The 12,944-nt window shown below is 64.2% G+C and carries 11 protein-coding genes and 1 tRNA gene; 11 read left to right on the top strand and 1 reads right to left on the bottom strand.

The features are described from left to right. The first annotated feature begins 38 nt into the window (after nt 1–38). The 5 genes from AC56LR_RS06725 (at nt 39) to AC56LR_RS06705 (ending at nt 4,747) form a co-directional block, all read left to right on the top strand. A complete protein-coding gene (locus tag AC56LR_RS06725; protein ID WP_497128843.1) occupies nt 39–443 on the top strand; it encodes a hypothetical protein in 405 nt (134 codons plus the stop codon). Between the two features lie 9 nt (nt 444–452). Beyond that, nucleotides 453–650: a hypothetical protein gene (locus tag AC56LR_RS06720; RefSeq protein ID WP_497128841.1), complete on the top strand. Its 198-nt coding sequence runs from the start codon at nt 453–455 to the stop codon at nt 648–650. Nucleotides 651–1,035: 385 nt separating this feature from the next. Next, entirely contained in the window at nt 1,036–2,112 is a 1,077-nt protein-coding gene (locus AC56LR_RS06715; RefSeq protein ID WP_497128839.1) for a hypothetical protein, read from the top strand. Next, nucleotides 2,109–3,725 carry a hypothetical protein gene (locus AC56LR_RS06710; RefSeq protein WP_497128837.1) on the top strand — a complete coding sequence of 539 codons (1,617 nt, stop codon included), beginning with the start codon at nt 2,109–2,111 and terminating at the stop codon, nt 3,723–3,725. Before AC56LR_RS06715 ends, AC56LR_RS06710 begins: the two co-directional genes overlap by 4 nt. A 2-nt stretch (nt 3,726–3,727) precedes the next feature. Continuing rightward, on the top strand, nt 3,728–4,747 hold the full coding sequence (locus AC56LR_RS06705; protein ID WP_497128835.1) for an MBL fold metallo-hydrolase: 1,020 nt from the start codon (nt 3,728–3,730) through the stop codon (nt 4,745–4,747). 39 nt (nt 4,748–4,786) lie between these two features. On the opposite strand, the gene AC56LR_RS06700 is transcribed toward AC56LR_RS06705, so the two are convergent. Beyond that, nucleotides 4,787–4,873 (bottom strand) — tRNA-Leu (locus tag AC56LR_RS06700). Between the two features lie 175 nt (nt 4,874–5,048). Here AC56LR_RS06700 and AC56LR_RS06695 point away from each other — a divergent pair. The 6 genes from AC56LR_RS06695 to AC56LR_RS06670 all read left to right on the top strand — a co-directional run bounded on the left by AC56LR_RS06695 (nt 5,049) and on the right by AC56LR_RS06670 (nt 12,563). Further along, a complete protein-coding gene (locus AC56LR_RS06695; protein ID WP_497128833.1) occupies nt 5,049–5,840 on the top strand; it encodes a hypothetical protein in 792 nt (263 codons plus the stop codon). 39 nt (nt 5,841–5,879) lie between these two features. Further along, on the top strand, nt 5,880–8,102 hold the full coding sequence (locus AC56LR_RS06690) for a penicillin acylase family protein (protein WP_497128831.1): 2,223 nt from the start codon (nt 5,880–5,882) through the stop codon (nt 8,100–8,102). Between the two features lie 168 nt (nt 8,103–8,270). Then, nucleotides 8,271–8,894: a PEP-CTERM sorting domain-containing protein gene (locus AC56LR_RS06685; protein ID WP_497128829.1), complete on the top strand. Its 624-nt coding sequence runs from the start codon at nt 8,271–8,273 to the stop codon at nt 8,892–8,894. Between the two features lie 102 nt (nt 8,895–8,996). Beyond that, nucleotides 8,997–9,548: a thymidine kinase gene (locus AC56LR_RS06680; protein WP_497128827.1), complete on the top strand. Its 552-nt coding sequence runs from the start codon at nt 8,997–8,999 to the stop codon at nt 9,546–9,548. A 5-nt stretch (nt 9,549–9,553) separates the two neighbouring features. Further along, nucleotides 9,554–10,135, top strand: coding sequence for a hypothetical protein (locus AC56LR_RS06675; RefSeq protein WP_497128825.1), 582 nt, complete (start codon nt 9,554–9,556; stop codon nt 10,133–10,135). A 157-nt stretch (nt 10,136–10,292) separates the two neighbouring features. Beyond that, a complete protein-coding gene (locus AC56LR_RS06670; RefSeq protein ID WP_497128823.1) occupies nt 10,293–12,563 on the top strand; it encodes a carboxy terminal-processing peptidase in 2,271 nt (756 codons plus the stop codon). Nucleotides 12,564–12,944 lie beyond the last annotated feature (381 nt).

Raw genomic sequence — 12,944 nt, 5'->3', positions numbered from 1 at the left:
ATGCTCGTGGCTGAATTGATAACGAGGGAGAAAACGGTATGGCAACTGGCTGGTGGAGCGTCTTGAAAACCGTGCCCTGGAGCGAAGTCATCAACGCCGCGCCGCAGGTGGCGACCGGCGCGCGCAGGCTGTGGGATACGGTGGCACGCAAGTCGGGCGCCGCGCAAGGGATGGCCCCTGGGCCGGTCATGGACATGGAGCCGGAGGAAGACCTGATCGGCAACCTGGTCTCGCGCGTCGAGAAAAACGAATCGACCCTGGCCGACCTGCGCAACCAGATGCTGCAGGCATCCGAGATCATCGCCAACCTGGCCGACCAGAACGCCCAGCTGATCGCCAAGATGGAATTGGCGCGCAGCCGGCTGCTGTGGCTGGGCGTGGCGACCGGGGTCACAGGGGTGTTCGCCCTGGTGGCGCTGGCCCTGGTGCTCGGGCGTACCTAGGGTCCCGCCATGAAACTCGTGTTGATCCTGGCGACGCTGTTCGTCTTCGTGTCGATGTTGCTCAACGCGGCGCGCCGCCGTGGCAAGCTGAGCGAGGACGCGAACCGCGCGGTCGTCGGGCTGGCCTCGTCGATGCGGATCTTCGTGTACGGACTGCTGTTTTTTGTCGCGATCGTTTGCCTGGCGGTGGCCTGGCAGAGCCTGTAGCTGCCAAGGCAGTCGCCGTATTCGCCTGGATATTGCATTGTGCGTGTGCGATTTGGCTGACAAAACGGTGAGCCACATCGGAGCTTGTGAGCAGGACCATCGTCCCTATCTCTATTCCATCCTCTTTTGGATAGTTTACCTCTCCGTGTGTCTCCAGCTCAGTACAGACTGAGTTATTCGCCGCTGCCCTTGAAAGGGTGGCGGATTTTTTTTGTCCGTTCGCCGCCCAGTTCGGCCAATAATGTATTGACAATGGTCAATTAACAATTAGTATATGAGCACTTGTCATCGGCCGTAGCAGCTAGCTGACAGCGCTGTCGAACAAGGATTCCAGGCCGCCCTCCATCGGGCGTGGTTTCGTCTGTCGTTCTTTCAAGGGAAGACGATGCGCGTTTCGATCTCAGGATGTTTCGCTGCCTTGCTGTGCACGGTGTTGCTGGCCCTCGGCGGTTGTAGTTCGGTCGCCTTGCGTCCCGCCGATTTCCCGCAGCCGACGGTACGCACCGAACTGGCTGCGGCCGGCATCGCCGACATGCGCAGCGAATTCACGCCTGTCTTCTGCCGCAACTACCTCCGTTACCAGCAGCCGGGCGATCCCGCTTGCGCGCGCTGGCTGCACGGCGCCCAAGCGCCCGCATCGGTCCCGTCCCCTGAGATTTCCCCCGCCGGCAAACCCCTGGCGACCGTCGTCGTCATCCCGGGAATATTCGGGGAGTGCGTCAGCCGATGGGTAAGGCCGTATTCCAGTGACCGGCAAGAGCTCGAGCGGCTCGGCTACCGGGTCGTGGTCATACCCGTCACCGGCCGTGGTTCTTCCGAACAGAACGCCGCCAGGATCCATCGCTTCTTCGCCGAAACCCCCGTCGAGCGCGCGATCGTGATCGCGTATTCGAAAGGCACGATCGATTTCATGACGGCTGCCATCCAGCCCCAGGCCCAGTCGTGGAGCAGGCGCATCGGCGCCCTGGTATCGGTGGCCGGCGTGGTCAACGGCACCGCGCTGGCCAGCCATGGGGACAAGCTCTACGAGGCACTGCTGGCCAGGATGCCGCTGTCGCTATGCGAGGCCCAGGATGGCGGCGGCGTGGCCAGCCTGTCCTATCTCGCAGCATCGAAGACACGGAATACCTTTGCAGCCTTGGACAAGCCATATCCCACCTATAGCATCGCCGCCATCGCCGACGAGGGGGCCGTCAACCCCTTCCTCCAGAAGTCCTATGAGCTATTGGCAAAGCTCGATGGACGCAATGATGGACAGGTGCTGCTGGAAGACACGATCCTGCCGGGCAGCCGTTTCCTGGGGATGTTCCGGGCCGACCACTGGTCGATCACGCTGCCGTTTGAAGATAGCGACGAGCCTCGCATGCGCGCTTTCAGCACCAACAACCATTTCCCGCGCCGTGCCTTGATCACGGCCGTGCTCGATTTCATCAACCCCAAGCAGCATGGAGAAGATAAATGACAATGAAAAGACTCCCTGTCTTCATGGTGGTAGCAGCCCTGTTGTCGGCTTGCGCCACCAGCATGATGGACCGGTCGCCGGTGGCGGATACCAGTGGCCCAACCGTGTTGTTCTTCGCCGACCCGCAGATCCACAATGTCTATGGGGCCAAGGTGCTGCAGACCAAACCCGAGGCCGACCTCGCGTCGGGAGTCGCACGCCGGCATCCGGAAACCAACCTGCTTGCGCGGTATGCCATGCAGGACCTGATCGAGCGCGGCACGGCCGGGCTGGATGCCACGGAGCCCGCACTGGTGGTTGTCCTGGGCGATGCGACCAACGCTGCCTGCACCGGCGAATACGACCGTTTCATGGAAATTGCGGCCAAGGCCAAGGGCAACAGGGTGATGCTGATTGCTCATGGAAACCACGACAGCTACCTGATGGGAACCATCAATTACTGGCAAGGCTCGAACGACCCGAAAGACTTGGCCGGGTTTAAAAACATGAGCCTTCCTGTTGATGAAACATGGTGGGGCGACGTCGCGACCCCGGCCCGGCAATCTTCGGATGGCTGGAAGGCCCTGTGTTACCAGAGTCTTGCCGCGAACAGCAAGCCGATGCACAAGATCCAGTGGATGGCGAAATACATCCGCTCGCTGAGTGGCCCGGACGCCGGGCTGGAAGTGAAATCCGATGGTGCGGACAAGGGGAGAATGCTGTTTTCGGGAAGCGGCAAACCCGGCTCGCCACTGGCGGCGATGAACTACTCGCTAAGGGGCGAATTGATCGGTCCGGACAGTAGCGACGACGGCCTCATGAAGACCTACGATTCGTTCATGGTCCAGGCAGTCGACATCGGGACGGCCCATCGCCTGGTGCTGGTCGACACCTCGGCATGTGCATCGCTGCCTGGCCCATGGGTGGCACAGGCGGCCAGGTATGCGGCGCAAAACTTCGGACTGAAAGGCTGCATGCAGGAGCGCCAGATCGCGCTGATCCGGTCGATGGAACAGGACGCCCGCAGCAGTGGCCGCAAGGTGGTGTTCGCCGGCCACTTTCCGCTGAACGACATCATCGACCGCGACCGGGTGCCGTTCATGCGCCTGATGGAGGAAACCGGCGGCCCGCAATGGACCTACCTGTCGGCCCATACGCACGATCCGGTCACACTGCGCTCGCACGGGACAGCGGCGAAGGAAATCAACATTGGTTCGACGACGGATTGGCCGATGGCCGCACAGCGCATCCATTTCGGCAGCAAGATCCTGCACCTGCCGGTCGCAGCTGCGCTACCCATGATGGCATACAAGCCTTCCCCCGAGCTTCCTACCGGGCCTGAACTATGCCGTCACCTGCAAGCTGCTGAAGCATTGCGTGACCTCGACCTGAACCGCGGCGGATCCACGTATGTATCGCCGACGAAGCTGGACGACTATAACGAATGCAAAGACGACGCGGATGCGAATTGGACCCACTACGAGGCACGCCTGCAGGCGGCCGAAGCAGGCATCGACCAGAGGATGGCAGACCCGCGATACAAACAGCGGGTACTGAGCATCATGGCGGCAGCCAGCCTGCACGAATATAACCGGTTTTCGTTCGCAAAATGGTTCAAGCGCGAGGTCCGCTAGGCATGCCGGGAAGGGCCGGCATCGCGGGCCGGCTGGGCCGGTTCGCGGGCGCGGCAGCGCTGGCAGCGAGCCTGCATGCGGTGTTCGCACCGCCGGCCCTGGCCGTTTCGCCGGCTGAGGCGCCGGCGGTGCCGGCGCTGCCCGCCGCCGCTCCCGACGCGCCCATCCAGGTGCGCTTCGCCGGCGTCTCGACCCTGCTCTTCGACGACCACGAAACGGCCTGGATGATCGACGGCTTCTTTTCGCGGCCCCGCGGCCTGAAAACCCTGTTTGGACGGATCGCGCCGGATACCGGCGTCATCGAGCGCAACCTTGAGCGGCTGGGTTCGCCCAGGCTGGCGGCCGTGGTCCCGATCCACTCCCATTACGACCATGCGATGGATTCCCCGGTCGTTGCCGAGCGTACCGGTGCTGTGCTGATCGGCTCCGAATCGACGCTGAATATCGGCCGCGGCCAGGGCCTGCTGGACGCCAGGATGCGCAAGGTCGTGGCGGACGAAACCATACGCCTCGGGAAGTGGAAGCTGACCTTCCTCGCTTCGCGCCACGGCCCGACGCTGAAGCTGCTCGAAGCGGCAGGCAGCATCGAAGCGCCGCTGGCGCCCCCGCGGCACGCCCTGCGCTGGAAAGAGGGGGAGGTGTGGTCGATCCTGGTGGAGCATGACTCCGGCGCGACCATGCTCGTGCACGGCAGCGCCGGCATGCCGGTCAAGCCCCTCGCCGGCAGGCGGGCCGATGTCGTGTTTCTTGGTACAGGCATGCTCGGCAAGCAGCCCGAGGCCTACCGGGCGCGCCTGTGGAAGGAGGTGGTGCTGGCCGTCAAGGCCAGGCGCGTGCTGCCGATCCATTGGGACGACCTGACGCAGTCGCTGGACCAGCCTTTGGCGCCGCTGCCGGACTTGCTCGATGATTTCGCGCTGACGCTGGGGGATATCAAACGCTGGTCGGTGCGCGACGGCATCGACCTGGCGATGCCGCCGGTGTTCACGCCCTTCGATCCCGGCGCGTCCCTGCGCAAGTAAAGGCAGGCGCGATAGCGGATGCATGGTGCTGTGATTGTATGGTGCCCCGAGCCGGAATCGAACCGGCACGCCCTTACGAGCAAGGGATTTTAAGTCCCTGGTGTCTACCAGTTTCACCATCGGGGCAGCGCGCGAATTCTAGCATATGCGTTCGCTCGGCAGGGTTGGAAATGCAACTTTTCCCGGGCGAACCAGCGCTTGCGGCCGATCCCGTGGGCTCATCCATTGGTCCTCAACCGAGTATGGTGTAGCATGCCGGACGGCGCCTCATGTTGGCGGCGCCGCAGCAAGAGGACACCAATTGAATATCACACTGAACGACGACCTGCGCGCCTTTGTCGACCCGCTGACCCCCATCGAATACACCGCGCTCGAGCGCAGCCTGCTGGCCGAGGGTTGCCGCGACGCGCTCGTGCTGTGGGGCGAGACGCTGATCGACGGCCATAACCGCTACGAGATCTGCCGCAAGCACGGCATCGAATTCCGCACCGTCCAGAACAACAGCTTCGCGTCGATCGACGACGTGATGCTCTGGATGATCGACAACCACTTGGCGCGCCGCAGCGTGTCGGACTTTCAGCGCGGCGTGCTGGCGCTCAAGAAGAAAGAGATCGTTACCGCGCGCATGGCCGAGCAGCTGGCGTCACAGCCGCCCCAGCCGGAAGCGGACGATATGGAATCGCGCCCGCCGCCGCCGTGGAATACCCGCGAGGAAGTGGCCAAGGCGGCGCGCGTGTCGAGCAATACCATCAGCCAGATCGAACGCATCCAGAAGGCCGCGACGCCGCAGCTGCGCGAAGCCGTGCGCGCCGGCACCATCTCGATCAATGCCGCCGCCAACGTGGCCCAGCTGCCGGAAGAAATGCAGATTGCCGCCGTGGCCGGCGGCCGCAAGGAATTGCAGCAGGCCGCGCGCCAGGTGCGCGAGCAGAAAATGGCCACCCGCCCGAAGAAGGAGACCGTGGCGCTGGATCCGGCGGACCAGATGGCTGCCCTGAAGGCGGAAGTGGCCTCGCTGAAAGACCGCGTCGCGACCCTGCTGACCGAGAACGAAGTGCTCAAGCAGCGCCTGGTGCACGCCGGCCTGGCCTGATAAAAGAAGATTCGCAGGACCCACAACAGGAGACAACGCATGCCCGCATCCCGCCTGATCGTCCCGGCCATCCTCGGCTTCGCCGTTTTGGGCGCCACGCTCCCGGCCTCGGCAGCCCCGGCCACTGCGCCGGCGGCCAAGCCGGCCCACAGCGCCGAACTGGCGCGCTGGAAGAAGACGGCGGGGCGGGTAACGATCATGCGCGACAAATGGGGCATTCCCCACGTGTTCGGCAAGCGTGACGCCGACGCCGTCTTCGGCCTGCTGTATGCCCAGGCCGAGGACGACTTCAACCGGGTCGAACTCAATTACATCAATGCGATGGGCCGCCTGGCCGAGGTCGAGGGTGAGAAAGAGGTCTGGCGCGACCTGCGCATGAAGATGTACATCACACCGAGCGACATGCAGGCCAAGTACGCCGCCAGCCCGGCCTGGCTCAAGGAGCTGATGGTCGGCTTCGCGGACGGCCTGAACTACTACCTGCATACCCATCCCGAGGTCAAGCCGAAGCTGATCACCCGCTTCGAGCCCTGGATGGCGCTGAGCTTCAGCGAAGGCAGCATCGGCGGCGACATCGAATCGATCGAGCTGAAAGAGCTGGAACGTTTTTATGGCAAGGGCCCGCGGCCGGCGCTGGCCGTGGCCGGCAAGAATCTGGATGCGGAACCACGCGGCTCGAACGGCTTCGCGATCGCCCCGAAGCTGTCCGCCTCCGGCAAGGCGCTGCTGCTGATTAACCCCCACACCTCGTTCTATTTCCGTCCGGAAGTGCACATGGTGAGCGAACAGGGACTGAACGCCTATGGCGCGGTGACCTGGGGCCAGTTCTTCATCTACCAGGGCTTCAACGACAAGACCGGCTGGATGCATACCTCGGGCGGCGGGGACGTCATCGACGAATACCTGGAAACAGTAAGCGAACGCGGCGGCAAGTTCTTCTACCAGTACGACGGGCAGGAGCGGCCGGTACAGGCCAGGACGATCGTGCTGCCCTACAAGACGCCGCTTGGTGCGATGGCGAGCAAGACCGTCACTGCCTGGTTCACCCACCATGGCCCGGTCGTGCGGGAAGAGGGCGGCAAGTGGGTGGCCGTGAAGATGATGGACGAGCCGCTCAAGGCGCTGACCCAGTCCTACACCCGCACCAAGGCGCGCGACTACCAGGCTTTCTATAAAGCGATGGAGCTGCGTACCAATTCCTCGAACAACACGGTGTATGCCGATGCCCAGGGCAATATCGCCTATTTCCACGGCAATTTCATCCCGAAACGCGACCCGCGCTTCGACTGGCACAAGCCGGTGGACGGCAGCGTGAGCGCCACCGAATGGCAGGGCCTGCACGCCATCCCCGAGACCATTACCCTGTTCAACCCGGCCAGCGGCTATATCTCGAACACCAACAACTGGCCGTTCAGCTCATCGGGTGCGAACAGCCCGCGGCGCCAGGATTATCCGGCCTATATGTGGTCGCTCCCGGAGAATGCGCGCGGCCGCCATGCCGAGCGCGTGCTCAGGAACGCCAAGGGGTTCACCCTCGAGAGCCTGATCGCGGCGGCCTATGACAGCCACCTGACTGCTTTCGAGCCGCTGGTCCCCCAACTGCTGGGCGACTACGAGGCGCTGCCCGCGCACGACCCGCGCAAGTCCGCGCTGGCCGCCCAGGTGGCCGCGCTGCGCGGCTGGGACTTGCGCTTCGGCGTCGCCTCGGTGCCGACCTCGCTGGCGATTTACTGGGGGCAGGACATGCTCGCCCAGCATGCGCCGCGTGCCCGCGCCGCGGGCGTGCCGACAGTCGATTTCATCACCACCGGCTTGAACCCGGAAGAACGCCTGGCCGCGCTGGCGCGTGCATCGAACAAGCTCACCGCCGACTTCGGCACCTGGCAGACTCCGTGGGGCGAGATCAACCGCTTCCAGCGCATCAGCGGCGATGTCGACCAGCAGTATGACGACAGCAAGCCGAGCTGGCCGGTGGGCTTCGCCTCGGCCAACTGGGGCTCGCTGGCCTCGTTCGGCATGGTGGCCAAGCAAAAGACCAAACGCATCTACGGCGACCGCGGCAACAGCTTCGTGGCGGTCGTCGAGTTCGGCCCGCGCCTGCGCGCCAAGAGCATCCTGGCCGGCGGCAACAGCAACAACCCGGCCTCGAAGCATTTCGCCGACCAGGCCGAGATGTACAGCCGCGGCGAGTTCAAGGACGTGCTCTTCTACAAGGAAGACATCGAGAAGGCGCTTGAGCGGAAATACCACCCGGGAGAGTGAAGTGCTGGCGGGAAACCCGGCCCGCGTGCCGACAAGCTGACGCTTCTTTTAGCCAGCTCAAGATGCTGGAAAAACAAGATTAGCAACACTGCAACTCCGATCGAGCTGATGTCTACTGGACCCGGCAGAACCGTCGTTTCCGATCGATATTCCTTTCCCCGGAGTGCAATGATGACCACCCGCCTAAAGACCCTGACCCTGGCCGCGCTGCTGTGCTGCGCCGTGTCCGCGCAAGCCGAAATCGCCGTCTACACCGACTACGGCGCCTTCCAGGCCGCCACCGGCGCCGCCGGCACCGATACCTACGATGACCTGCTGGTGCAGCAATATCCAGCAACGCTGAACCGCAGCGCAGGCGCCTTCAGCTATACCGTGTCCGCCGGCCAGGGACTGTATGGCGCGGGGGAGGGAGGCGATGGCTGGCTGTCGACCAATTCCGGCTATGACAGGCTGGTCTTCAGCAACTTCTCGTCGACGGTCCACGCGCTCGGCGGCGAGTTCTTCGGCAGCAACCTGGCGGGGCAGTTCACGCCGGGCACGACCATCATCCTGACTGCGCTGGACGGCACCTCGACCACCTGGGTCTTGCCGGAAAGCGAGATCAGCAGCTTCGTCGGCTTTGTCTCGACCTCGCCCCTGAACTCGGTGGTGGTCGGCACCTTCGGCGAAGGCTATTGGCCGACGGCGAACAACCTGACCCTGGCGGCAGCCGTACCCGAGCCCGGCACCTACGGGATGATGCTCGCGGGCCTCGGCGTGCTGGGCTGCCTTACGCGCCGTCGCCGCAGCTGATCCGGTCCGCGGCCGCCGCCCCGGCGGCTGGTGCTGGACCCTGGCTGCTTGCTATAATCCGGCGTTTCCAGCGGTAATTTTTCACTTGCATCCGGGGCAGGCGTGGCAAAACTTTATTTCAGGTATTCGGCGATGAACGCCGGTAAATCGACCGCGCTGTTGCAGGTCGCGCACAACTACGAAGAGCAGGGCCAGGCGGTCAAGCTCTACACGGCGGCGATCGACAACCGTTATGGCGTCGGCCTGATCACCTCGCGCCTGGGGCCCCAGCGCGAAGTCGATACTTTCGAGCGCGAAACCGACTTCCTCGCCGCCGCCCAGCCGGTCTCCTGCATCCTGGTGGACGAAGCCCAGTTCCTCACCACGCTGCAGGTGCAGCAGCTGCACCAGGTGGCCCAGGTGCGCGGCATTCCCGTCATCTGCTACGGCTTGCGCAGCGACTTCCGCGGCGAGCCCTTCCCGGGCTCGGCCTACCTGCTGGCGCTGGCCGACGACATCGAGGAAATCAAGAACATCTGCAGCTGCGGGAAAAAAGCGACCATGAACATCCGCGTCGACCCTGATGGCCGCCGCATCCGCGAAGGCGAGCAGGTCAGTATCGGCGGCAACGAAAGCTACCGCCAGGCCTGCGGCCGCTGCTTCTACGCGCGCTGAGCCCGATGCCGCCGGCAATCGGCTGTCTTGCCTGGCTGCCGGCCGCGGCCTGCGCCCCAGGCGGCGCGGTCGACATGCTGCTCTACCTGGCGCCCTCGTGCGCGCTGGCGCTGCTGCTGTGGATAGGTTCGAGCGCCCATCCCTTTTTTTTCGTCTTCACCGCGGCCGGCACGCTTTGCCATGAGCTGGCCCATTTCTCGGTCGGCCTCCTGACCAATGCCGAGCCGGTGGGCCTGAGCGTGCTGCCGCGCCGCATCAAGCGTCCCGGCAAGGGCCACAACTGGGAACTGGGCTCGGTCACCTTTGCCAACCTGCGCTGGTACAACGCGGCCCCCAGCGCACTGGCGCCTCTGGCGGTGCTGGGCCTGCCGTTCGCGGTGGCCTGGTGGCGCACCCGCCACGGCTGGACCTTCGAGCCGCTCGACCTCTTGCTGGCGGTGTTCCTGGCGCCGCAGTTCCTGTCGTTCTGGCCATCCCCCGTGGACTGGCGGCTGGCGGCGCGCTCCTGGCCATGGATTCCGCTCATCTTCCTTGCCGTCCTGGCCATGAAATACGGCGCCGGCCTGCCCGGGCTTGTCAAAGGGTGAACGCCTGGCTTATGCCAGCCTTAAAGATGCGCCGCAATAGCACACAAGCTGGCTCTGCACGCTTGCAGCTTCCTGTAGAATGGGCTGCGAAGGGCGACCTGTCCGGCATGCCTTGCCGGACGCGCCAAAGGCACCAACCGTTTCGGAGAAACGACGAATGAAAAAGCACCATCTGATCATGGCCGCAGTGGCCTTCGCCATGTCGGCCCACGTGGTCACCGCGCAGCCGGAAAAAACCGCCTCCGTCCAGCCGACCAGGGTCGCCGGCGCAACCCAGATGAAACCGCTCGCCGAGCAGACCCAGGCAGCCGTCTGGGCCTCGCGCGTGCTGGGCCGCTACCACTACAAGGCCTTGCCGCTCGACGACGCGATGTCGCAGAAGATCTTCGACAATTACTTCGAGACGCTGGACGGCGAAAAGCTGTACTTCAGCCAGACCGACGTCGACCAGTTCGCGCCGATGCGCACCAGGATGGATGACGCCATCAACAACGAGAACCTCACGGTCCCGTTCGCCATCTACAACCTCTACCAGCAGCGCTTCACCGAGCGCATGGCCTACGCGCGCCAGCTGCTCAAGACCACGCCCGACTTCACGCTCAACGAGACGCTCCAGCTCGACCGCGAAAAAGCGCCGTACGCCAAGTCCGAAGAAGAAATCCGCGACCTGTGGCGCAAGCGCGTCAAGAACGACTGGCTGCGCCTGAAGCTGGCCGGCAAGGACGACAAGGGCATTCGCGAGACGCTCGACAAGCGCTACGAGAACTACGTCGGCCGCATCCGCAAGCTCAACAACGAAGACGTGTTCCAGATGTTCATGAACGCGTACGCCACCGCCATCGAGCCGCACACCAACTACCTGGGCCCGCGCTCGGCCGACAACTTCGACATCGCCATGCGCCTGTCGCTGGAAGGCATCGGCGCGGTGCTGCAGACGCGCGACGAATACACCATCATCCGCGAGATCGTGCCGGGCAGCCCGGCCGCGCTGTCGGGCAAGCTGAAGGTGGGCGACCGCATTACCGGCGTGGCCCAGGGCAATGGCGCCCTGACCGACGTGCTCGGCTGGCGCATCGACGATGTGGTGCAGCTGGTGCGCGGCGAGAAGGGCACCACCGTGCGCCTCGACGTGCTGCCTGGCGACGCCGGCCCCGACGCCAAGCCGGTGAGCGTGTCGATGGTGCGCAAGAAGATCAGCATGGAAGAGCAGGCCGCCAAGAAGTCGATCATCGAAGTCAAGGACGGCGGCGTCAAGCGCCGGGTCGGCGTGATTTCGCTGCCGACCTTCTACCTCGATTTCGAGGCGCGCCGCCGCGGCGACAAGGACTTCCGCAGCGCCACCCGCGACGTGGCCCGCATCCTTGGCGAACTCAAGAAGGACAAGGTCGACAACGTCCTGATCGACCTGCGCAACAACGGCGGCGGCTCGCTGACCGAAGCCATCGAACTGACCGGCCTGTTCATCGACAAGGGTCCGGTGGTACAGCAGCGCGACGCCCAGGGCCGCATCGAAGTCGAATCGGACACCAATGCAGGCCTGGCCTGGGACGGCCCGGTGGGCGTCCTGATCAACCGCGGTTCGGCCTCGGCATCCGAAATCTTCGCCGCCGCCATCCAGGATTACGGCCGCGGCCTCGTCATCGGCGAGCCGAGCTTCGGCAAGGGCACGGTCCAGACCCTGATCGACCTCGACCGCTTCTCGCCGGGCGAAAAAGTGCGCTACGGCGAGCTGAAGATGACGATCGCCCAGTTCTTCCGCATCAATGGCGGCACCACCCAGCTGCGCGGCGTCACGCCGGACATCAAGCTGCCGGTGCTGTCCGATACCGACAGCTTCGGCGAGTCGTCCTATGACAATGCGCTGCCATGGGTGGCGATCAAGCCGGCCAGCTTCGCCGCGGCAGGCGACCTGAAGGAGCTGATCGCGCCACTGCAGAAGCGCCACGAAGCGCGCATCGCCAAGGACAAGGAATTCCAGTTCCTCCAGGAAGACATCGCCGAAGTGATGAAGGTGCGCAAGGAAAACGCCATCTCGCTGAACGAAGCCGTGCGCCGCAAGGAACGCGACGCCCAGGATGCCCGCTCCAAGCTGCGCGAAGCACGCCTGGCAGGCGCCACCGGCACCGCAAGCGACGAACCGGCGACCAGCCCTGGGGGCAAGGAAGCGCGCGCCAAGGTGCCGGCGCCGACCAGGCCGGGCAAGACCACCGTCGCGGTGCGCGGCGCGCCACGCCAGGACGACGGCCTGCAGTTCGACGAACGCGACCTGAAGGCCGAGCTGGCAGCCGAGAAGGCGGCCAAGGACGCCAAGGATATCCTGCTGCAGGAAGCCGCCAACATCCTGGCGGACGAAGTCGGGATGCTGCGCCTTGACTCCCGCATGGCCTCGCGCGCCATGCCCTACATGGTCTCGCCCCGCGGTAACTAAGAACGGCGTCGGCTTCGCCGGCGCGCTCGACAGAATGGCCGGTCCTGCATGCGCAGGCCGGCCATTGTCGTTTCGCCCCATGCCGATTCGATGTGTAAGGCATCCCGCGCAGGCCCCGGTGCAAAAAAAATGTTGTTAATTTCGCGGCGCCGGCGGGATTCTTGTAGGACGGTCAGCGACACACTTATTGCACTACGATAACTCAACAGTTCCCTTTTCCTACTTGCTGGTGGACGACGCCGTGCATTTCGAAGGAATTTCCCACTCAAACTGCATATTCCGCAAGAAAAAAGGGCAGGCTACGTTAACTAGCCCATATACGCGTAAGAGGATTCCTACCAAAACGCGGGGCTTATTCCCGCCTCGTACCTCGCGCACGGT

This window comes from Telluria sp. ZT3P39 (assembly GCF_059685935.1).
This window is presented reverse-complemented; position numbering and strand designations above follow the sequence as displayed.

What these genes read in the sequence shown, in the direction of transcription:
- AC56LR_RS06725 (WP_497128843.1), top strand. Translation starts at nt 39, where the DNA reads ATGGCAACTGGCTGGTGGAGCGTCTTGAAAACCGTGCCCTGGAGCGAA.
- AC56LR_RS06720 (WP_497128841.1), top strand. Translation starts at nt 453, where the DNA reads ATGAAACTCGTGTTGATCCTGGCGACGCTGTTCGTCTTCGTGTCGATG.
- AC56LR_RS06715 (WP_497128839.1), top strand. Translation starts at nt 1,036, where the DNA reads ATGCGCGTTTCGATCTCAGGATGTTTCGCTGCCTTGCTGTGCACGGTG.
- AC56LR_RS06710 (WP_497128837.1), top strand. Translation starts at nt 2,109, where the DNA reads ATGACAATGAAAAGACTCCCTGTCTTCATGGTGGTAGCAGCCCTGTTG.
- AC56LR_RS06705 (WP_497128835.1), top strand. Translation starts at nt 3,728, where the DNA reads ATGCCGGGAAGGGCCGGCATCGCGGGCCGGCTGGGCCGGTTCGCGGGC.
- AC56LR_RS06690 (WP_497128831.1), top strand. Translation starts at nt 5,880, where the DNA reads ATGCCCGCATCCCGCCTGATCGTCCCGGCCATCCTCGGCTTCGCCGTT.
- AC56LR_RS06685 (WP_497128829.1), top strand. Translation starts at nt 8,271, where the DNA reads ATGATGACCACCCGCCTAAAGACCCTGACCCTGGCCGCGCTGCTGTGC.
- AC56LR_RS06675 (WP_497128825.1), top strand. Translation starts at nt 9,554, where the DNA reads ATGCCGCCGGCAATCGGCTGTCTTGCCTGGCTGCCGGCCGCGGCCTGC.
- AC56LR_RS06670 (WP_497128823.1), top strand. Translation starts at nt 10,293, where the DNA reads ATGAAAAAGCACCATCTGATCATGGCCGCAGTGGCCTTCGCCATGTCG.